18 protein-coding genes are annotated in these 19,712 nt (G+C 69.3%); 9 read left to right on the top strand and 9 right to left on the bottom strand.

Annotation, left to right across the window (positions count from 1 at the left end; genetic code table 11):
- Positions 1-83 precede the first annotated feature (83 nt).
- Positions 84-1,628: a murein biosynthesis integral membrane protein MurJ gene (murJ, locus tag C4N9_RS21465; protein WP_109535395.1), complete on the top strand. Its 1,545-nt coding sequence runs from the start codon at positions 84-86 to the stop codon at positions 1,626-1,628.
- An 18-nt stretch (positions 1,629-1,646) separates the two neighbouring features.
- Here the strand turns inward: murJ and C4N9_RS21460 are convergent, their stop codons facing one another.
- Positions 1,647-1,880, bottom strand: coding sequence for a GlsB/YeaQ/YmgE family stress response membrane protein (locus tag C4N9_RS21460; RefSeq protein ID WP_109535394.1), 234 nt, complete (start codon positions 1,878-1,880; stop codon positions 1,647-1,649).
- 84 nt (positions 1,881-1,964) lie between these two features.
- Complete coding sequence (locus C4N9_RS21455; protein ID WP_109535393.1) at positions 1,965-2,687, bottom strand: rhomboid family intramembrane serine protease; 723 nt, start codon at positions 2,685-2,687, stop codon at positions 1,965-1,967.
- 96 nt (positions 2,688-2,783) lie between these two features.
- On the opposite strand from C4N9_RS21455, the gene trpS reads away from it, so the two are divergent.
- The 4 genes from trpS (at position 2,784) to hrpB (ending at position 8,547) form a co-directional block, all read left to right on the top strand.
- Positions 2,784-3,827 carry a tryptophan--tRNA ligase gene (gene trpS / locus C4N9_RS21450; RefSeq protein ID WP_168192316.1) on the top strand — a complete coding sequence of 348 codons (1,044 nt, stop codon included), beginning with the start codon at positions 2,784-2,786 and terminating at the stop codon, positions 3,825-3,827.
- 230 nt (positions 3,828-4,057) lie between these two features.
- Positions 4,058-5,194: a hypothetical protein gene (locus C4N9_RS21445; protein WP_109535391.1), complete on the top strand. Its 1,137-nt coding sequence runs from the start codon at positions 4,058-4,060 to the stop codon at positions 5,192-5,194.
- Positions 5,195-5,226: 32 nt separating this feature from the next.
- Positions 5,227-6,051 (top strand): alpha/beta fold hydrolase, encoded by an 825-nt coding sequence (locus C4N9_RS21440; protein WP_109535390.1) that lies wholly within the window; start codon positions 5,227-5,229, stop codon positions 6,049-6,051.
- A 42-nt stretch (positions 6,052-6,093) separates the two neighbouring features.
- Entirely contained in the window at positions 6,094-8,547 is a 2,454-nt protein-coding gene (hrpB, locus tag C4N9_RS21435; RefSeq protein ID WP_109535389.1) for an ATP-dependent helicase HrpB, read from the top strand.
- A gap of 145 nt (positions 8,548-8,692) precedes the next feature.
- Here hrpB and C4N9_RS21430 read toward each other — a convergent pair whose 3' ends face one another.
- Positions 8,693-9,919, bottom strand: coding sequence for an FAD-dependent monooxygenase (locus C4N9_RS21430; RefSeq protein ID WP_109535388.1), 1,227 nt, complete (start codon positions 9,917-9,919; stop codon positions 8,693-8,695).
- An 82-nt stretch (positions 9,920-10,001) separates the two neighbouring features.
- Here C4N9_RS21430 and C4N9_RS21425 point away from each other — a divergent pair, with 82 nt between their 5' ends.
- Entirely contained in the window at positions 10,002-11,336 is a 1,335-nt protein-coding gene (locus tag C4N9_RS21425) for an amidase (RefSeq protein WP_245902656.1), read from the top strand.
- Positions 11,337-11,349: 13 nt separating this feature from the next.
- Here the strand turns inward: C4N9_RS21425 and C4N9_RS21420 are convergent, their stop codons facing one another.
- The 4 genes from C4N9_RS21420 to C4N9_RS21405 form a co-directional block, all read right to left on the bottom strand.
- Positions 11,350-12,186: a DUF305 domain-containing protein gene (locus tag C4N9_RS21420; protein WP_109535387.1), complete on the bottom strand. Its 837-nt coding sequence runs from the start codon at positions 12,184-12,186 to the stop codon at positions 11,350-11,352.
- Between the two features lie 67 nt (positions 12,187-12,253).
- Positions 12,254-12,715, bottom strand: a complete 462-nt coding sequence (locus C4N9_RS21415; RefSeq protein WP_109535386.1) for a c-type cytochrome — start codon at positions 12,713-12,715, stop codon at positions 12,254-12,256.
- A complete protein-coding gene (locus tag C4N9_RS21410) occupies positions 12,702-13,139 on the bottom strand; it encodes a c-type cytochrome (protein WP_109535385.1) in 438 nt (145 codons plus the stop codon). Before C4N9_RS21410 ends, C4N9_RS21415 begins: the two co-directional genes overlap by 14 nt.
- Before the next feature lie 77 nt (positions 13,140-13,216).
- On the bottom strand, positions 13,217-13,540 hold the full coding sequence (locus tag C4N9_RS21405) for a hypothetical protein (RefSeq protein WP_109535384.1): 324 nt from the start codon (positions 13,538-13,540) through the stop codon (positions 13,217-13,219).
- 123 nt (positions 13,541-13,663) lie between these two features.
- On the opposite strand from C4N9_RS21405, the gene C4N9_RS21400 reads away from it, so the two are divergent.
- Complete coding sequence (locus tag C4N9_RS21400; protein ID WP_109535383.1) at positions 13,664-14,059, top strand: (R)-mandelonitrile lyase; 396 nt, start codon at positions 13,664-13,666, stop codon at positions 14,057-14,059.
- A gap of 15 nt (positions 14,060-14,074) precedes the next feature.
- Here C4N9_RS21400 and aroC read toward each other — a convergent pair whose 3' ends face one another.
- Both aroC and dapA read right to left on the bottom strand, forming a co-directional pair.
- Entirely contained in the window at positions 14,075-15,181 is a 1,107-nt protein-coding gene (aroC, locus tag C4N9_RS21395) for a chorismate synthase (RefSeq protein WP_109535382.1), read from the bottom strand.
- 248 nt (positions 15,182-15,429) lie between these two features.
- On the bottom strand, positions 15,430-16,305 hold the full coding sequence (dapA, locus tag C4N9_RS21390) for a 4-hydroxy-tetrahydrodipicolinate synthase (protein ID WP_109535381.1): 876 nt from the start codon (positions 16,303-16,305) through the stop codon (positions 15,430-15,432).
- A gap of 118 nt (positions 16,306-16,423) precedes the next feature.
- On the opposite strand from dapA, the gene C4N9_RS21385 reads away from it, so the two are divergent.
- On the top strand, positions 16,424-18,364 hold the full coding sequence (locus C4N9_RS21385) for a lytic transglycosylase domain-containing protein (RefSeq protein WP_109535380.1): 1,941 nt from the start codon (positions 16,424-16,426) through the stop codon (positions 18,362-18,364).
- Positions 18,365-18,446: 82 nt separating this feature from the next.
- Positions 18,447-19,712, top strand: a complete 1,266-nt coding sequence (locus C4N9_RS21380) for an MFS transporter (protein ID WP_109535379.1) — start codon at positions 18,447-18,449, stop codon at positions 19,710-19,712.

The raw sequence follows: 19,712 nt of genomic DNA, 5'->3' as shown, positions 1-19,712 counted from the left end.
GGCCTGCCGCGTGCGACAATGCGAAAAGACCCGCAGGAAGAGGGACCCGATGCCGTGGCTCCCCGTGGCATGAAGAGGTCATCGTGACGCCGATCCGCCTGATCAAGGGCTTTGCAACCGTGGGCGGCTGGACGCTGGCCTCGCGCATCCTGGGCTTCGTGCGCGATGCCTGGATCGCCGCCGTTCTGGGCACCGGCCCCGCCGCGCAGGCCTTCATCGTCGCCTTCTCGCTGCCCAACATGTTCCGCCGCTTCTTTGCCGAGGGCGCGTTCAACACCGCCTTCGTGCCGATGTTCTCGAAGAAATACGAAGCCGGCGACAATCCCGGCCATTTCGCGCGAGAGGCGATGTCGGGCCTTGCCACGCTGGTTCTGGCGCTGACGCTGCTGGCGCAGGTCTTCATGCCGTGGCTGGTTCTGCTGATGGCCTCTGGCTTTGCGGGGGACGAACGCTTCGATCTCGCCGTCGATTACGGGCGCATCGCGTTTCCCTATATCCTGTTCATCTCGCTGGCCGCTCTGGCCTCGGGCGTGCTGAACGCCACCGGACGCTTTGCCGCCGCCGCCGCGGCGCCCGTGCTTCTGAACATCATTTTCGTGGCCACGCTCTGGCTGGTGCCGGTCATGGGCTGGGATCCGGGCCTTGCCATCACCTGGGCCGTGCCGGTGGCCGGTATCGCCCAGTTCGCGCTGGTCTGGGAGGCCGCGCGCCGGGCGGGGATCACGCTGGCCCCCCGCCTGCCCCGCCTCTCGCCCGAGATGAAGCGGCTGGCGATCATCGCCGCCCCCGCGATGCTGGCGGGCGGCGTGGTGCAGATCAACCTGCTGGTGGGGCGGCAGGTCAGCTCGTATTTCGGCGACGCGGTGGCGTGGCTCTACAATGCCGACCGGCTTTATCAGCTGCCGCTGGGCGTCGTCGCCATCGCCATCGGCGTGGTGCTGCTGCCTGACCTGTCGCGGCGCCTGAAAGGGGGCGATGCCGAGGGCTCGCGCCATTCCTACAGCCGCGCCACCGAATTCGCGCTGGCGCTGACGATCCCCTCGGCGGTAGCGCTGGTCGTGGCCGCCGTGCCGCTGACCTCGGCCCTGTTCGAGCGCGGCCGCTTCGGCCCCGAGGACACCGCCGCCACCGCGCTGGCCGTCGCCGTCTATGGCATCGGCCTGCCCGCCTTCGTGCTGCAGAAGGTGCTGCAGCCCCTGTTCTTCGCGCGCGAAGACACCCGCCGGCCGTTCAATTATGCCGTGGTGTCGATGCTGGTGAACGCAGCCCTCGCCATCGGGCTGGCGCCTTTGATCGGCTATATCGCCGCGGCGGTCGCCACCTCGGCGGCGGGCTGGGTGATGGTCTGGCAGCTCTGGCGCGGCAGCCGGGGCATGGGCGAGGCCGCGCAGTTCGACACCCGCCTGCGCGCCCGAGCCCCGCGTATCGTCGCGGCGGCGGCGATCATGGGCGCGGCGGTCTGGGGGGTGATCCAGCTTCTGGACCCGATGCTGCAGATGCAGGGCTGGCGTTACCTCGCCGTGCTGGCGATGGTCCTGTCGGGTATCGTGGTCTATTTCGGCGTCGGCGCCCTGATCGGCGCCTTCCGCCTGTCGGATTTCAGATCCGCGATGAAGCGGGGCCGCTGAGGCCCCGCCCGCACCGGCCTAGAAGACCTTGCGCCCCACGGCGATCAGGATCGACGCCCCGATGAAGCCCGCGATCAGGTATCCCAGGATGCCCGAAAAGCTGACGCCCAGCAGGCCGAAGAGGAACCCGGCCACCGCGGCGCCAACGATCCCGAGAATGATGTTCATCAAGATCCCGGTATCCGATTTCATGAACATCGAGGCAAACCAGCCGGCCAGCCCCCCGATGATGATCGAGCCGATGATACCCATGTGAAAGCCCCTGTTTGGTAAATTGTCCGGATAGCATGTAGGAGAAGCCGGGCGGACCTCAAGCCTTAAGCGCCCTGGCCGCCACTATCCCCGGATCCGCGCGCGCAGCCGCTGCCAGCTTCCCGGCCCCAGGACCAGCGCCGACAGCCCGAAGCCGAAGGCAAAGGCCGCGACCTCGGCGATCCAGCCGGGCCCGGTCTCGGCGATCAGCCCGAAGGCCAGCCGCGCGCCCAGCAAGACGGCGATCATGCCGAAAGCACGCGTCTGCTTCGCGCGGTCGCCCTGAGCGTCGCGGAATTTCAGCCAGGTGAACGCGCCGACCAGTGCAAAGACCGTGGGCATCGCGCCGAACAGCCAGCCCAGCTGATCCTCGCCCATCACCAGCCCGAACAATACGGCCGACAGGATGGGCACCAGCACCGCCAGCGCCAGGAACCCCGCCGCGCCGAACCGCTCGCCCACCATCTTGCCCAGCGCCGCGATCAGCACGATGGCGAAGACCGCGTGCATCGGCCCGGCATGGATGAACGGAAAACTCAGGTAGCGCAGCAGATGCATCGGCGGGAACCGCCATGTCTCCAGCATCCATGACTGCACCGCGCTGGAATAGGCGAAACGCTGGATCGCCTCGAGCCGCCAGCCCACGCCCGAGGCACCGCCGATCAGCCCGTAGCCCGCCGCGCTGAGCAAAAGCTCCACCCCGGCGATCATCAGCACCAGAAGCCACACCATCCCCGGCAGCGCGTTGATGGGCGAGGAATTCAGATCGCGCAACAGGCGCTCGTCATCGTCTTGTTCGTCGGTCATGGGGTCCCCGATGGGCTTTCCGGCGGCGTCGGTTGACGCCCCGGCGTGCCAGCGATAAGCGACATGCAGTGCTTTTTCCACCACGGAGTCACGCCAGTGAGCGACGCAGCAAGTCCGAATGCCAAGTTCACCCAACGGGTGTTCTCGGGCATCCAGCCCTCGGGCGGTCTCACGCTTGGCAATTATCTCGGGGCGATCAAACGCTTCGTCGAAATGCAGGGCCAGGGGATCGAGACGATCTATTGCATGGTCGACATGCACGCGATCACCGTCTGGCAGGACCCTGAGGCGCTCAAACGCCAGACCCGCGAACTGGCGGCGGGCTATCTGGCGGCCGGACTCGATCCGTCGAAATCCATCCTGTTCAACCAGAGCCAGGTGTCGGCCCATGCCGAGCTGGGCTGGGTGTTCAACTGCGTGGCCCGCATGGGCTGGATGAACCGCATGACGCAGTGGAAGGACAAGACCTCGGGCAAGGATGCCGAGAAATCCTCGCTGGGGCTCTTCGCCTATCCCTCGCTGATGGCCGCCGACATCCTCGTCTACCACGCCACCCATGTCCCGGTGGGCGAGGATCAGAAACAGCATGTCGAGCTGACGCGCGACATCGCCGCGAAGTTCAACCACGATTACAAGGTGGATTTCTTCCCGATCACCAATCCGGTGATCGAGGGCAGCGCGACGCGGGTGATGAGCCTGCGCGACGGCACCAAGAAGATGTCGAAATCCGATCCGTCGGATGCCTCGCGCATCAACCTGACCGATGAAGCCGACACGATCGCCAAGAAGATCAAGAAGGCCAAGACCGACGCCGAACCGCTGCCCGACAGCTTCGACGCGCTCGAAGGCCGGGCCGAGGCGAAGAACCTCGTCAATATCTACGCGGCCCTGTCGGGCATGACCAAGGACGCCGTGCTGGGCGAGTTCGCGGGTCAGGGTTTCGGCGCGTTCAAGCCCAGGCTCGCCGATCTGGCGGTCGCCTCGCTCGCGCCGATCTCGACCGAAATGAGCCGCCTGATGCAGGACCCGGCCGAGATCGACCGCATCCTCGGCGAGGGCGCCGACAAGGCCGACGCCATCGCGCGCCCGATTCTTGAGAAGACCTACGACATCGTCGGCATGGTCCGCTCCCGCCGCTGAGCGCGCGCCCTGCGGAGCGCGCAGAAGGGGGGCTGTCTGCCCCCCTCTTTGGCTGCGCCAAATTCACCCCCCGAGGATATTTCGGGAACAAAGATGCGCATTTTTACTAAAATTGTTTGTATCCCTCCGCAGATCGTCGCCCGGTAAAGGGCGCACCTGCCCTTTCACTTTGCCACAAATACTCATTCGACATTGCCGCCCGCGCCGCCGCCCGCCACATTGGGCGCATCATGGCCGTCTTGCGCAGAAAACCCGGACCCGACCCGAAAGCCCGTAAACGGCGCTGGATCGAGCGCGGGATCCTGTCGCTCATCGCCATCGCCTCCTTGGGCTGGACGCTCTGGTGGGCGGCCGATCTGGCGCGCTTGCCGGTCTTCCGGCCCTATATCGAGCGCGGCGAGGCGCAGCTTGCGCTGGCCTATGAGCAGGCGCTCGCGCGCGAGGCCACGCCCGAGGCGCTAGAGGCCCGGATCGCGGCGAGGCTCGACGAGGATCCGCGCGACTGGGTGGTGATCGAGGCGCTTTTCGAGCTGGCGCAGGCGCAGGGCATCGTCTTGCCCGAGGCGCTGCAGGCCCGGCGCGCGGCGCTCGATGCCGAGGATAACGGCTGGCTCGCCACCGGGCTCGATTGCGCGGCCTGCGCCTGGGACCTGCGCGATTGCGCGATCTCAGCGGCGTTGAGCTGCGGTGTCGCGGTCAACCTGACGGTGCTGGGGGATCTGGTGGCGCTCACGCGTGAGGGCGGGCATTACCTGGCGGGCGAGACGGTCGACCAGGTCGATCTGGGCATCGCTTTCGTGGGTATCGCCGCGACCGGGCTTGTCGTGGTCACGGGCGGCACGTCCTATAGCGTCAAGATCGGCTCGGGCCTGTTGCGGGTGGCGCACCGGATGGGGCGGCTCGCGCCCGAGATCCTGGCCGTGTTCCGCCGCGCTTTCGCCTTCGGCATCGACTGGTCGCGGCTGCCCGCCGTGCGGTCGGCCGACGATCTGGCGCGACTTGCGCGGCCCGCCGTGATCCGCCCGGCGGTCGACGTGGCGCAGGATCTGGGGCGGCTCAACACGCGCTTGGGCACGCGGCAGGCTTTGCACCTGATGGGCGCGATCGACGCCCCCGCCGACGCTGCGCGGATCGCGCGCGCCTCGGACGCGCTGGGTCCGCGCACGCTGGGCGCGTTCGAGATGCTGGGCAAATCGCGCTTCATGCGCCTGACCCTGCGCTTCAGCGACGCGATGCTGGCGATGTTCGCGGGAGTTTTCTCGGCGCTCACCTCGCTTGCGGCGCTGCTTGCCCCCGCGCTTGCCCGGCTCGGTCGGGGCGTCTTCCGGCTTGTGCTGAAAGGAATGCTGCGTGTCGTGATCCGTTAGGCTAGGCTTCGCGGCAAAGCCACGGAGGTCCCATGCCCGATACGATCCGCCTCGATTCGCCCTTCGGCACCATCGCGATACGTGACAGCCGCGGCAGCGGGCGCCCCGTCCTGCTGGTGCATGGCAATTCCGCCTGCAAGGAAGCCTTCGCGCCGCAATTCGACGCGCCCGAACTGGCCGGTTTCCGCCTGATCGCCCCGGACCTTCCGGGTCACGGGGCCTCGGACGACGCGCCCGACCCCGGCTCGGCCTATACCTTCGCGGGCTATGCCGCGCTTCTCGAACACCTGATCGCCGCGCTGGGTCTCGAGGCACCCGTGGTCTTCGGCTGGTCTTTGGGCGGTCACGCCGCGCTGGAACTGGCGGGCCGGGGCAAGGCGCCGGTCGCCGGCGTGATGATCAGCGGCACACCGCCGGTGACGCCGACGCTCGATTGCCTGATGCAGGCTTTCAATATCGATCCCGCGGCGGAAAACCTGACCGCCAAGCGCGATTTCACCGAGGAGGACGCCCAGGCCTATGCGCTGCATACCGGGGCCGTGGACGGCGCGGTCGATCCGCATCTGCTGGCCATGGTGAAGCGCACCGACGGACGCGCGCGGGAAACCATGTTCGGATCGGTCGTCGCCGGGGCGCCGCTGGATGAGCGGCAGATCGTGGCGGACATGCTGGTCCCCTTCGCGGTGGTCAACGGTGCCGAAGACCCGTTCATCAAGCCCGACTATTTCGACACGCTCACCGCGCCGAGCCTCTGGTCCGAGGGGATCGTGCGGTTGCAGGGCGCGGGCCATGCGCCCTTCCGACAGACGCCCGGTGCCTTCAACCCGCTGCTCGCCCGCTTCGTTCAGGCATGCTGAGCGCCCCTTCCCATCCGCGCCGCGCTTGATCATAACCGGGGCATGGATCTGCCCGGCCCCGCCCTTCCCATCGACCCGCTCCTGCCCGATCTGCTGGCCGCGCTGAAATCGCGGGGACAGGCCGTGCTGCAGGCCCCGCCCGGCGCGGGCAAGACCACGCGCGTACCACTGGCGATGCTGGGCCATGTCGAAGGGCGGATCGTCATGCTCGAACCCCGCAGGCTCGCGGCCCGCGCCGCCGCCGAGCGCATGGCGGAAACGCTGGGCGAGACGGCGGGCGGGCGCGTGGGCTACCGCGTCCGGGGCGAGGCGAAGACCTCGCGCGAGACGAAGATCGAGGTCGTGACCGAGGGCATCCTCACCCGGATGATGCAATCCGATCCCGGGCTGGAGGGGATCGGCGCGGTGATCTTCGACGAATTCCACGAGCGCAGCCTCAATGCCGATCTGGGCCTTGCGCTGATCCTTGAAGCCCGCGCGGCCCTGCGCGAGGATCTGCAGCTTGTGGTGATGTCGGCGACGCTCGACGCCGCGCCGGTCGCGGCGCTGATGGGCGACGCGCCCTTGCTGACCGCCGAGGGGCGCGCGTTTCCGGTCGATACCCGCTGGCTCGACACCGCGCTGCCCGCGCGCGCCCGTCTGCCCGAAGGGGTGGCCGAACTCACCCTGAAAGCGCTGTCGGAAACCGAGGGCGGGGTGCTGGTCTTCCTGCCCGGCGAGGGCGAGATCCGCCGCACCGCCGCGCTGCTTTCCCCGAAGCTGCCGGACGACGTGCATCTGCAACCGCTCTTCGGCGCCATGGCGTTCAAGGACCAGCGCGCCGCGCTGACGCCCGCTCCGCAGGGGCGCAAACTGGTGCTTGCCACGTCGATCGCCGAAACCTCGCTCACCATCCCGGATATCCGCGTGGTGGTGGATGCGGGGCAGGCCCGGCGCGCACGGTTCGATCCCAATTCCGGCATGAGCAGGCTGGTCACCGAACGCGTCAGCCTGGCCGAGGCCGAACAGCGCCGGGGCCGCGCCGGTCGCGTGGCATACGGCACCTGCTACAGGCTCTGGACCAGGGGGCAGGAAGGCGCCCTGCCCGCCTTCCCGCCCGCCGAGATCGAAACCGCCGATCTGACCGGGCTGGCGCTGGAACTGGCGCTCTGGGGGGCAAGCGCGCTGCCCTTCCTGACCCCGCCGCCGCCGGGCCCGCTGGCCGAGGCGCAAGCCCTCTTGCGGAATCTGGGCGCACTGGACGGGCAGGACCGGATCACCGCGCATGGCAAGGCGATGGCGGCACTGCCGCTGCATCCCCGGCTTGCGCATATGCTCCTGCGCGCGGGACAGGGCGCGGCCCCGCTCGCCGCGCTGCTGGCCGAGCGCGACATCCTGCAGGGCGCGCCCGCCGACCTGTCGCTGCGCCTGAAGGCGCTGGCTGATCCCCGCCGCTATCAGCACGACCATTCCCACCCCATCCGCCGCGACGCGCTGGAGCGGGTGAAACAGGAAGCGAAACGCCTTGCCCGTTTGGCGCCCGGGGATCAGGGCCTCGACCCCTCCGACATGGCCGCGCTCGCCTATCCCGACCGGATCGGCCTCAGGCGCAAGGGCGACGCGCCGCGCTACCTGCTCTCGGGCGGCAAGGGCGCGGTCTTCGATCCCGCCGATCCGCTGGCGCAGACCCGGCTCATCGTCGCCACCGATCTCGACGGCGACCCGCGCGAGGCGCGGATCCGGCAGGCGCTGCCGATCTCGGAAGCGGCCCTGCGCGCGCTCTTTCCCGACCTGATCCGCTGGCAGGATCTCTGCCACTGGTCCGAGCGCGACAACCGCATTCTGGCGAAATCGCAAGAAACCCTTGGCGCGCTCGTCCTCGCCGAGCGGAACTGGTCCGCCCCGCCCGAAGCCCGCGCCCGCGCCGCACTGGACGGGATACGGGCGCTGGGCCTCGCGCAATGCGGCATGAGTCCGGCGGCAAGACGGCTGCAGGCCCGGGTGGCGCTCTTGCGCGAGGAAGGCGCCGACCTGCCCGATGTCTCGGATGCAGCGCTTCTCGAACGCGCCGAGGACTGGCTGCTGCCCCACCTGACGAAGATCCGCAACGCCGAGGACCTGAAGGCCCTCGACCTGCACGAGGCGCTGCGCAACAGCCTCGATTGGGAGCAGCAACAGCGCCTGGACCATCTCGCGCCCGCGCATTTCACCACGCCGCTCGATCGCCGCGTGCCGATCGACTATTCAGGCGGCCAGCCGGAAATTGCCGTGCGGCTGCAGGAAATGTTCGGCGTCACCGAACACCCGGTCATCGGCCCGCGCCGGCTGCCGCTGAAGATCACCCTGCTGTCCCCCGCCCAGCGCCCGGTTCAGGTCACGACCGACCTGCCGCGCTTCTGGGACACGTCCTATGCCGATGTGCGCAAGGATATGCGCGGGCAATATCCGCGCCACCCCTGGCCCGAGAACCCGCGCGAGGCCGACCCCACCCTGCGCGCCAAGCGCCGCGGGACCTGATCCCGGCCCCGGCGTCGCGAATGAGTATTTGAAGCAGAGTGAAGGGGCATTTGAATCAAATTGTCCCGGCCTCGCCCTTTCACTCTGTCACAAATACTCGCGGGGGTGAGGCGCAGAGCGCCGAGGGGGCGGCAGCCCCCTTCTGTCAGATCCGCTCGCCCTGCATCAGCTTCGGCGTGGCGGCGTTCAGCCCCGCCGCCTCGCGGATGAAATGGCGCCGCAGCGGGGCCAGCGCATTGAGCGCGCCCATGCCAAGCCCGCGCACCGCCTCGAGCAGCGGGTTGCCGTTGGAAAACAGCGTGTTGACCGCATCCATGCCCAACGCCATCCGCGTCACGTCGAAGCGCCGCCATTCCTGATAGCGTTCCAGCACGTCGGGCGCGGCGATATCCTCGCCCCTTCGGGCGGCCAGCGTCAGCACCTCGGCCAGCGCCGCCACGTCGCGCAGGCCCAGATTCAGCCCCTGTCCGGCGATCGGATGCACACCATGCGCCGCGTCCCCCACCAGCGCCAGCCTTTCGGCCACGAAACGCTCGGCCACGGTCAGCCGCAGCGGATAGGCAAAGCGTTTGCCCGCCAGCGCGATCTCGCCCAGGAAATCGCCGAAGCGGGGTTTCAGCACGTCCAGATAGCCCGCCTCGTCCAGCGTCTGGATCGCCTCGGCGGTGGCGCGGCGCTCGGACCAGACAATCGAGCTGCGGTTGCCGGGCAGCGGCAGGATCGCCAGCGGGCCGGGCGGCATGAAGAACTGATGCGCGATGCCGTCATGCGGGCGCTCATGCTCGATGGCGCAGACCAGCGCGGTCTGTCCGTAATCGTGCCCCCAGCGCGAGATGCCCGCGCGCGCCGCGACCGCCGAATCGCGCCCGTCACAGCCCACCAGCACCCGGCCGGTCAGCCGCCGCCCGTCTTCCAGCGTCACGGTCGCGCAGCCGCCGCCGGTTTCCTGCGCCACCACGCGCGCGCCCGAAACCAGCGTGATCCGCTCGTCGGCTTTCATCGCGTCGAGAAAGGCGGCATAGAGGTGCCGGTCTTCCAGCATCTGGCCCATCGGGCCTTCCTCGATCTCGGCCGCGTCGAAGCCCAGCATCAGCGGCGAGGCGCCGCGCCCGGCATGGCCCTGGCTGGCGCGGATCCCGAGGATCGGCTGTGCCTTGTCCCTGAGCCCGCGCCACAGGCCGAGCGCCTGCAGCACCCGGACCGAGGCGATCGCCAGCGCATAGGCACGCCCGTCGAAGGTTTCCTCGGCGCGGCTGGTTTCCGGGCGCGCATCGATCACCGTCACGCTGAGCCCGCCCTGCGCCAGCGCCAGCGCCAGAGCCGGGCCGTTCAGCCCGCCGCCCACGATGAGAATATCGGCATCCTGTGTCATGGCGCCAAACTACTCCTGCCGCCGGGATTGTCCATGCGACACGCGCGCGGTAGCGTTCGCGCGGAACGGCGGGAGCATGGGCATGAGCGAAACCTGGCGCAAGATGAGCGCGGCGGATCTGGGGCGCGGGATCGAGGCGGGCGAGATCTGCCCGCTGGATCTCACCGAGAGCTTTCTGGACGCGATCGAAGAGCATCCCCATCGCGACCGGATCTACACCCAGACCATGCGGCTGCACGCGCTGGAAATCGCGGCGGCGGCGCGGGCGCGGGCAAAGGCCGGGCTGCGGCGCGGGTTGCTCGACGGGGTGCCGGTCAGCTGGAAGGACCTGTTCGACACGGCCAATGTCCCGACCGAGGCGGGCAGCCTGTTGCTGAAGGGCCGGATGCCCGCGCGGGACGCGCTGGTCGTCGACCGCCTGACCGAGGCAGGCCTGCCGCCTCTGGGCAAAACGCATATGACCGAGCTGGCCTTTTCCGGGCTGGGCCTGAACCCGGTGACGCAGACACCGCCGCTGATCCACGATCCCGCGCGCGTGCCGGGGGGCTCGTCCTCGGGCGCGGCGGCCTCGGTAGCCTGGGGGCTGGCGCCTCTTGCCATCGGCTCGGATACCGGCGGCTCGGTGCGGGTGCCGGCGGCGTGGAACGATCTGGTAGGTCTGAAAACCAGCGCCGGGCGCATCCCGCTGACCGGCTGCGTGCCGCTGGCCGAGCGCTTCGATACCGTGGGACCGCTTGCCCGCAATGTCGAGGATGCGGCGCTGGCCTTCGCGCTTCTGGACGGCAGCGCGCCCGTGGATCTGCGCGGCGGCTCGCTGGCCAATATGCGGCTGCTGGTGCTGGAATCGGTGGCCTTCGACGATATCCACCCTGCCCCCGCCGAGGGATTCGAGACCGCGCTCGCCGCGTTCGGCCGGGCCGGCGCGGTGATCGACCACGCCAAGATTCCGGCGGTGGACGAGGCGATGACGCTGGCGGGCATTCTCTACACTGCCGAATGCTACGGCATCTGGGGCGAGACGATCGAGCTGACGCCCGACGTGATGTTCCCGCCCGTGCGCGACCGTTTCCGCGCGGGGGCTGCGCATAACGCGTCCGATTACGTCGCAGGTTGGCGGCGGCTCGGCGGGCTGCGCGCGGAATGGCACGCGGCGGTGGCGGGCTATGACGCGGTGATCCTGCCGTCGGTCGCCAATGTCCCGCCGCTGATCGACGACCTGATGGCGGATCTCGACCTCTTCGCGTCCGAGAACCTGATGACCCTGCGCAACACGCGGATCGGCAACCTGATGGGGCTTTGCGCGCTGACATTGCCCACGGGCGTGGCCTCGGCCGGGGTCATGCTGATGGCGGGGCCGGGCGACGAGGCACGGCTTCTGCGCGTCGGCGCGGCCGCCGAGGCGGCCTTGGGCCTGTAACCCGCGCGGTCGTTCAGCCCTCGCAGGACCAGAAACCGCGATAGCGCGCCTCGGGGCCGGGTGTCAGCCGGAAGGTCAGCTCGCTGTCCGAACGAAGGGCGTCGACGGGCGCCACGCTCATCGCGATCCCTTCAGTGCCATAGCGGCCGTCGCCGGTTGCGGGCAGCGTCAGAAGGACGCCGTTGAGCCGCGTCACCGCGACCGAGCCGTCCTGCGCTGCGATCAGCACCGGGTCCTCGCTGCGGGTCCGGCGGAAGGCGCAGGTGGCACCCCCGGGCAGAAGTTCGCGCGCCTGATCCGCCGTCAGCGGCGCGGGGTCGAGCGTCGACAGCAACGTGTTCGACAGCGCGTCCTGCAGGCTTCCGGGCTGGGCGGGCGGATCGGTATAGATCCGGTCGACGGAGCGCCCCGCCTCCAGATCCGCGACCAGGGCGCGCATCTCGCTGATTTCCCGGTTCTGCGCGGCGATGATGCCGTCGGCCAGTTTCCGCACCCGCGCATCCTCGATATGCGCGCGTCCCGAGGTCATGATGGCGATCGAATGGTGCGGGATCATCGCCCGCATGAAGCTTTCGCCATCCACGGTCTCCTGGCTGCGCACCAGCCACAAAGCCCCGGCAAAAACCACCACCGAGCCCGCGAAAATCGCCGTGTTGATCTTTCGGCTGGGATACATGGACGCCATGAAGGCCAGCATCACGAAGGCCATGGCCGCCCCCATGACCACCGCCATCCATGCCCGCGTCTGGCTGTAGAAGACATGCTCGACGGCGAAGGTGTTCAGATACATGAGTCCGAACATCACCAGGGTCGATGTCAGGATCATGAGGGCAAAACGCGTGTAGGTCATGGAAGCCTCCCTGCTGTTTTCAGGGATAACGGGCTTCCAGCGCTGGAAGGTTCCCGGAAAACTCCCCTCAGCGGGCCTGACGGCTGATCTCGCGCTGATAGGCGCGTTCGCGCTCGGGCCAGGTCGAGCGGATAAAGGCCAGCACCGCGCGGATCTCCCCGTCGCTCAGGAGGCCGCCGAATCCCGGCATGTCGCTCTCATAGCCACCGCCGACGACCGCCGCGCTGCCGTCGCGCGTGATGCGGAACAGCAACGCGTCGTCATGGTGCCATGTATGCCCGCTGGCATCGTGCGGTGGGGCGGGCAGGCGCCCGTCCGCCCCGGGGCGCTGCCAGCCGGGCTGCCCCCGCAGATCGGCGCCGTGACAGGATGCGCAATGGGTGTCGTAAAGCACACGGCCCTGCGCGACCTGCCGTCCTTCGGCCCAGCGCCCGCCCAGCCAGACAGATCCCGCCACGACCGGCAGCGCCGCCGCCGACAGGGCGGCAATGCGCCGCCGTTCTGCGATGCGCCTCTCACTCGATGCCATTGGCACGCTGCAAGTCGCGGATATAGGCGGTGATCGCCACGACGTCGCCGCGCGTCACATCCGGCTGTGGCGGCATGTCGCCAAAGGGCCAGTGATGCGCGCGCACGCCCTGCGCGGCGGCCAGATGAAAGGCCAGATCGCCGTGATGCGACGGCTCGTAGATCCGGTGCACCAGGGGCGGACCGAACCCGTCGCGCCCGGCGGCATTCTCGCCATGGCATTCCGCGCAAACGGCGTTGAACCCGTCGCGCCCCCGCTGCGCAAGCGCCGAGAAATCCCCGGGCACCGTGACCGTGACCATGGCCACCCCCTGCGACAGGTCCGGGGCGTCAGGCGCGGGTTCTGCACCGAGGGGAAGCATCGCATAGGCGGCAAGGCCCAGAGCACCGGCAGCTCCGAGCGCGGGAAGAAGAAAACGTCTCATTCTGTAATCCTGACAGGGGCCGGCCAAACCGACCCGTTGCGTGATGATCGGGGCACGGGCCCCCATCGCTCAGCCCGTCAGGCGCGCGGCGGTGGCGGCTCGGTCCCGCCCGGGTGCGACGGCCCCGCGATCCGCGCCTGCGGCGGCTCCACCGCCTCGATCAGACGCGGCGCGGGACCATAAGCCGGATCGAGCGCGGGCAGACACACGCAACAAATCCCGACCTGGCATGAGGCCCCCGGAGACATTGACTGGTCGGGCATCGCGCCATCGGCGCCGTGGAGCCCGTCTTGCCCGCAGGCCACCATCGGCCCGGTGCCGTCCGTCGCCGCAAGCGCGCGCAGCGGCGTCAGGTTGGCGCCCAGCAGGGCCAGCAACAGGGTGAGCAGGACAACGCGCATGAAAGACCCTTCCGCCCGGCAGGGTAGCGATTGCGCCCGGGCGCCGTCAATGTGACGATAAGGCCGCCGCCGATCGACAGCGCGCGGCGACGCTTCCCGCAATCTGGCCAAGGGACCGAAATCATGGACATCACCCGCGCCGACGAGATCCAGAGCAAACAAGGCCCCGCCGACTGGTTCACCGGCTCGGTCCAGGTCGCCGCCTTGTTCAACCCGCACGATGCCGCGCGGGTCCAAGGTGCCAACGTCACCTTCCAGCCCGGCGCGCGCACCGCGTGGCACAGCCACCCGCTGGGCCAGACGCTGATCGTGGTCTCCGGCCTCGGCCGTGTGCAGCGCTGGGGCGGTCCGGTTGAGGACATCCGCCCCGGCGACGTGGTCTGGTTCGCCCCGGGCGAAAAGCACTGGCACGGCGCCGCCGCCGATACGGCGATGACCCATACCGCGATCCACGAGGTTCAGGACGGCCGCTCCGTCGACTGGATGGAACCCGTCACCGACGCGCAATATAACGGCTGAGCGTCGCGCACCGCGTTAGCCGATGCGCCCGCGCGGCCCTTCGCCCACCTGCGCGCGGTGCAGCAGGATCTGGTCCAGCAGCACGCAGGCCATCATCGCCTCGCCCACCGGCACGGCGCGGATGCCGACGCAGGGATCGTGGCGCCCCTTGGTGACGACATCCGTCGCCTCGCCGTCGATCGTGACCGACTGGCGCGGCTGCAGGATGGACGAGGTGGGCTTCACCGCGAAGCGCACCACCACGTCCTGCCCGGTCGAGATGCCGCCCAGCACCCCGCCCGCATGGTTCGAGCCATAGACAAGCCGACCGTCCTCGCCGATGCGGATCTCGTCGGCATTCTCGACACCCGTCAGCGCGGCGGCACCGAAACCCGCGCCGATCTCGACGCCCTTGACCGCGTTGATCGTCATCATCGCCGCCGCCAGCTCGCTGTCGAGCTTGGCGTAAAGCGGCGCACCGATGCCCGCGGGCAGGCCCTGCGCGATCACCTCGATCGTCGCGCCGACCGAATTGCCGGTCTTGCGCAGCGCGTCCAGATCCTCGGCCCACGAAGCCGCCGTTTCGGGATCGGGACACCAGAACGGGTTTTCGCCGATCGCCGACAGGTCCATACGCGCCCGGTCGATGCCGCGCGGCCCCATCTGCACCATGTAGCCGGTGATCGACAGATCCGGCACCAGCGTGGCCAGAACCTGCCGCGCCACGCCCGCCGCCGCCACCCGCGCCGCCGTCTCCCGGGCCGAGGACCGCCCGCCGCCGCGCGGATCGCGCAGGCCGTATTTCTGGTAATAAGTGATATCGGCATGGCCGGGCCGGAAGGTGCGCGCGATCTCGCCGTAATCCTTCGACCGCTGATCGGTATTGCGGATCATCAGCTGGATCGGCGTGCCGGTCGTGCGCCCTTCATAGACCCCCGACAGGATCTCGACCGCGTCGGCCTCGCGCCTTTGCGTCGTGTACTTGTTCTGCCCCGGCTTGCGCTTGTCGAGCCACGGCTGGATATCCGCCTCGCTCAGCGCGATACCCGGCGGGCAGCCATCGACCGTGGCGCCCAGGGCAGGCCCGTGCGATTCGCCCCAGGTGGTGACGCGGAAAAGATGACCGAACGTGTTGAACGACATGGCGGCTCCCTCAGATCCGCCCCGGTCTAGCCCCGGCACCCGCCTGGCTCAAGGGTGAAACGGGGCGCGACGCGATCACCGACGGGCGGCGCGCCCCTTTCACTTTGCCGCAAATACTCCACGGGGGTCCGGGGGTGTGAAACCCCCGGTCCGTCGCCGGGATGCCGCGCCACGCCCCCTGACACGCAACGGGAAAGGGCCGCATCCGCGGCCCCGTTCCGTATCACGATTTCGGCGCGACCGGGCGGTCAGTTCAGCAGACCGGCATGGCGCATCGCCGCGTCGATGGTGGCGGCAGTCTGCGGCGTGACGCCCAGAATCGGCAGCCGCACCTCGTTCTCGCAGCGACCGAGCTTCGAGAGCGCATATTTCGCCCCCGCCAGCCCCGGTTCAAGGAAGATCGCCACGTGCAGCGGCATCAGCCGGTCCTGATAGGACAGCGCCTTGTGGTAATCGCCCGCCAGGGTGGCTTCCTGGAACTCGGCGCAGAGCTTCGGCGCCACGTTCGCGGTGACCGAGATGCAGCCCACGCCACCATGGGCGTTGAAGCCCAGCGCGGTCGCATCCTCGCCCGAAAGCTGGATGAAATCCGCGCCGCAGCTCTGGCGCTGCATCGACACGCGTTCCAGCTTTCCGGTCGCGTCCTTCACGCCCACGATGCGCGGCAGGGTCGCCAGCACACCCATGGTTTCGGGCGACATGTCGACGACCGAACGGCCGGGAATGTTGTAGATGATGATCGGCAGATCGCAGGCATCGTGCAGTGCGCGGTAATGCGCGATCAGCCCGGCCTGGGTCGGCTTGTTGTAATAGGGCGTCACGATCAGCGCGCCATCGGCACCGACGCTTTCGGCATGTTTCATCAGGCGGATCGCTTCGGTCGTGTTGTTCGACCCGGCGCCGGCGATCACGGGCACGCGGCCCTTCACGCATTTGACGACGAATTCCACGACCTGTTCATGCTCGATATGCGTCAGGGTCGGGCTTTCGCCGGTGGTCCCCACGGGCACCAGCCCGTGCGATCCTTCCGCGATATGCCATTCGACCAACGCCTCGAGCGCCTCGTAATCGACCGCGCCGTTGCGAAACGGCGTGACCAAAGCGGGAAGCGAACCCCGGAACATGTGCGACTCCTCTTGGCGGCCTGCGCCTGCGGGCCGGTCGGCGTGACCTGACCCCTTTGTGTGTTGCGCAAGCGTTCTAGGCCACTAGACTCTCGCCAAGACCTTTTCAAGAGCCAGCATGCGTCTCCTTACTGCCGTTCTCTCCGTGATCGCCTTTCCCGTGGCCGCCTGGGAAGGCGCCCCGCCGCCAAGGGCCGGCGGCGCCATCGGCGCGCTGGTTTCCGCCGTGCGCCAGGGCGACGCGCAGGCTTTCGAGACGCTGAGCGAAGCCGCCGGTCCGATCGGCGTGCGCATCGCCACCTGGCGGATCCTGCGCGAGGGAATCGCGGGCGACCTGTCGACCTATGTCGCGTTCGACGCCCATCACGCGCATTGGCCCGGCATGGACCTGTTGCGCGCCCGGGCCGAAACGGAACTGGCCGACCAGCCGCCCGAGGTCGTCACCGGCTGGTTCGCCACGCGCGAGCCGCAGACCAGCGGCGGGCTCTTGGCGCTGCTGCGCGCGCAGACCGCGCAGGGGCAGGACACGACGGAAACGCTGCGGCGGCTCTGGCTGGAGCACGCCCTGTCCGAGGCGATCGAAAGCGACCTTCTCGACCGCTACGGCGCGGTGCTGACGCCGCTGAATGCCGCGCGTCTGGACGCCATGCTGTGGGACGACGAGACCGAGGCCGCGACCCGCATGTTGCCCCGCGTCAGCGCGGGCGAGGCGGCGCTGGCGCGGGCGCGCATCGCCCTGCAGGCGCGCGAGGACGGGGTCAATGCGCTGATCGCCGCCGTGCCCGCCGCGCTGCAATCGTCTCCCGGGCTGGCCTATGACCGCTTCATCTGGCGCCTGCGCCGGGGGCTCAGCGATACCGCCGTGGACCTGTTGCTGGAACGCTCGCCCGATACGCTGGGCCGCCCGCAGGCCTGGGCCGGGCAGCGGCTGCGGCTGGCGCGCAACGCGATGGAGGACGGCGCGTATCCGACCGCCTACCGGCTGGCCGCGCAACACGGGCTCACCGATAACGGCGCCTCGATGGCCGAGCTGGAATGGCTGGCGGGCTATATCGCCCTGCGCTTCCTGGACCGCCCGGCCGAAGCCGCGCAGCATTTCGCCCGGCTGCGCATCGATTCGACCAGCCCCATCACGCTGGGCCGCGCGGGGTTTTGGGAAGGCCGCGCGCTGGAGGCGGCGGGCGATGCCGAGGGCGCGCGCGCGGCCTACCAGTTCGGCGCGCAGCACCAGACGGCGTTCTATGGCCAGCTTGCCGCCGAGCATCTGGGCCTGCCGCTCGATCCCGCCCTGGTGACACCGCCCGCCTATCCGGACTGGCACGACACCGCGCTGGCGCAATCCGACCTGTTGCAGGCGGCGCTGCTGCTGCACGATTCCGGCCAATGGTACGAGGCCCGGCGCTTCACCCTGCAACTGGCCGAGAACCTGACGACCGAGCCGGAACTCGGCGCGCTGGCGCAGCTGTGGCTGGACCGGGGCGAGCCGAATTTCGCCCTGCGCATCGCCAAGATCGCGGTCCGTATCGGCGTGGTCCTGCCCGCCGCCTATTTCCCCGTCACCGACATGGCCGAGGCCGATCTGCGCGCGCCCGCCGACCTGACCCTGTCGATCGCCCGGCGCGAGAGCGAATTCGACTTCCGCGCCCGCAGCCATGCCGATGCGCGCGGGCTGATGCAGGTCATGCCCGCCACCGGCGCGCATACCGCGCGGCGCATCGGCATCGCCTATGACGAAGAGCGGCTGAATTCCGACGCGGCTTATAACGCCATCCTGGGCGCGGCCTATCTCGAGGAAATGATGGACCAGTTCGACGGCACGCTGTCGCTGGTCTCGGCCGCGTATAATGCCGGTCCGGGGCGCCCGACCCGCTGGGCCCGCGATTACGGCGATCCGCGCGACCCCGACACGGATCCGGTCGATTTCGTCGAGATGATCCCGTTCAGCGAGACCCGCAACTACGTCATGCGGGTGACCGAGGCGATCGTCATCTACCGCGCCCGGCTGCGCGGCGAAACCGGACCGATCGGGCTGATCGACATCCTGCGCGGGCGAAGCTGATAGCAGGACCGCCGCAGCGCGTCCCTTGACCCTGCCGTGCATCGGCTTTCCAGTATGGCCTGTCGCCGCGACTGGAGGCCTCATGCCCCTGCCCTCTGCCCTGACCCGTTTCATCGCCGCGAGCGGGCTCACCAATCTCGGCGACGGGATCGCGACCATCGCCTGGGCGTGGACCGCCTCGCTGCTGACCCGCGACCCGCTCCTGATCGCGCTGGTGCCGGTGGCGCTGCGCCTGCCCTGGGCGGTCTTCGCGCTGCCCGCGGGCGTGATCACCGACCGCACCGACCGCCGCCGCCTGATCCTGGCCATGGATGCCGCGCGGATGCTGGCCTTTCTGGCCGCCGCACTGGCGCTCTGGGCGTCCCTGCCGCTGCCCGACGCGCCCGAGACCGGAACCTCGGCCCCCATGGCCTTTGCCGCCCTCATGCTGGCCGCCCTTGTCGTCGGCGTGGCCGAGGTGTTTCGTGATAACGCGGCTCAGACCATGCTGCCCTCGCTGGTTCCGCATGCGCGGCTGGAAGCGGCGAATGGCCGGCTGTGGAGCGTCGAGCTGGCCGGAAACGCGCTGATCGGTCCGCCGCTGGGCGCGCTGCTGATCGGGCTGGCGCTGCCCCTGCCCTTCATCGCCAATGCCGCGACCTATGGCACGGCGGCGCTGATCGTGGCCGGGCTTGCCGGCACCTACCGCGCCGAGCGGCCAGGGCCCCGCAGTTTCCGTGCCGAGCTGGCCGAGGGGCTGGCCTTTCTGCGCGGCTCGGAACTGTTGCGGATGCTGGCGGTGCTGACCGGGCTGTGGAACCTGTTCTTCATGATGGGGTCGATCGCGCTGGTGCTGCATGTGCAGGAAAACCTCGGCCTGTCCTCGACCGCCTACGGGCTGATCCTGGCCGCGGGCGCGGTGGGCGGCATCACCGGCGGGCTGATGGGCGAGGCCGTCGTGCACCGGCTCGGGCCCGCGCGCACCGCGCAGCTCACGCTCGCCGTCTCGCCCCCCGCCTTCTTGCTCTTCGCGCTGGCGCCCGGCCCGTGGTCCTTGGCGCTGGTGCTGGCCGTCTTCGACTGGGCGGGTTTCGTGTGGAACACCGTCTCGGTCGCGACGCGACAGCGGATGATCCCCGACGCGCTTCTGGGGCGCGTCAACAGCGCCTATCGGCTGCTCGCCTGGGGGATGATGCCGCTGGGCCTGCTGCTGTCGGGGCTGCTGGTGCGGCTGACCGACGGGCCGCTGCCGCGCGGGCTGGCGCTGACCACGCCGTTTCTCGCCGCCGCTTTGGGCTCGGTCGCGGTGGTGCTCTGGGGCTGGGGGCCGCTGGGACGGCTGCTTGCCCGCAAACCCGCCCGCGTGTGA

This window comes from Pararhodobacter marinus (assembly GCF_003122215.1).
Lineage (GTDB): Bacteria > Pseudomonadota > Alphaproteobacteria > Rhodobacterales > Rhodobacteraceae > Pararhodobacter > Pararhodobacter marinus.
The sequence above is the reverse complement of the archived record's forward strand: the minus strand, read 5'-3'. Positions and strand labels throughout refer to the sequence as shown.

Coding starts and splice junctions, on each gene's coding strand:
- C4N9_RS21460 (WP_109535394.1), bottom strand. CDS start 1,880: ATGGGTATCATCGGCTCGATCATCATCGGGGGGCTGGCCGGCTGGTTT.
- C4N9_RS21455 (WP_109535393.1), bottom strand. CDS start 2,687: ATGACCGACGAACAAGACGATGACGAGCGCCTGTTGCGCGATCTGAAT.
- C4N9_RS21445 (WP_109535391.1), top strand. CDS start 4,058: ATGGCCGTCTTGCGCAGAAAACCCGGACCCGACCCGAAAGCCCGTAAA.
- C4N9_RS21440 (WP_109535390.1), top strand. CDS start 5,227: ATGCCCGATACGATCCGCCTCGATTCGCCCTTCGGCACCATCGCGATA.
- hrpB (WP_109535389.1), top strand. CDS start 6,094: ATGGATCTGCCCGGCCCCGCCCTTCCCATCGACCCGCTCCTGCCCGAT.
- C4N9_RS21430 (WP_109535388.1), bottom strand. CDS start 9,919: ATGACACAGGATGCCGATATTCTCATCGTGGGCGGCGGGCTGAACGGC.
- C4N9_RS21425 (WP_245902656.1), top strand. CDS start 10,002: ATGAGCGAAACCTGGCGCAAGATGAGCGCGGCGGATCTGGGGCGCGGG.
- C4N9_RS21420 (WP_109535387.1), bottom strand. CDS start 12,186: ATGACCTACACGCGTTTTGCCCTCATGATCCTGACATCGACCCTGGTG.
- C4N9_RS21415 (WP_109535386.1), bottom strand. CDS start 12,715: ATGGCATCGAGTGAGAGGCGCATCGCAGAACGGCGGCGCATTGCCGCC.
- C4N9_RS21410 (WP_109535385.1), bottom strand. CDS start 13,139: ATGAGACGTTTTCTTCTTCCCGCGCTCGGAGCTGCCGGTGCTCTGGGC.
- C4N9_RS21405 (WP_109535384.1), bottom strand. CDS start 13,540: ATGCGCGTTGTCCTGCTCACCCTGTTGCTGGCCCTGCTGGGCGCCAAC.
- C4N9_RS21400 (WP_109535383.1), top strand. CDS start 13,664: ATGGACATCACCCGCGCCGACGAGATCCAGAGCAAACAAGGCCCCGCC.
- aroC (WP_109535382.1), bottom strand. CDS start 15,181: ATGTCGTTCAACACGTTCGGTCATCTTTTCCGCGTCACCACCTGGGGC.
- dapA (WP_109535381.1), bottom strand. CDS start 16,305: ATGTTCCGGGGTTCGCTTCCCGCTTTGGTCACGCCGTTTCGCAACGGC.
- C4N9_RS21385 (WP_109535380.1), top strand. CDS start 16,424: ATGCGTCTCCTTACTGCCGTTCTCTCCGTGATCGCCTTTCCCGTGGCC.
- C4N9_RS21380 (WP_109535379.1), top strand. CDS start 18,447: ATGCCCCTGCCCTCTGCCCTGACCCGTTTCATCGCCGCGAGCGGGCTC.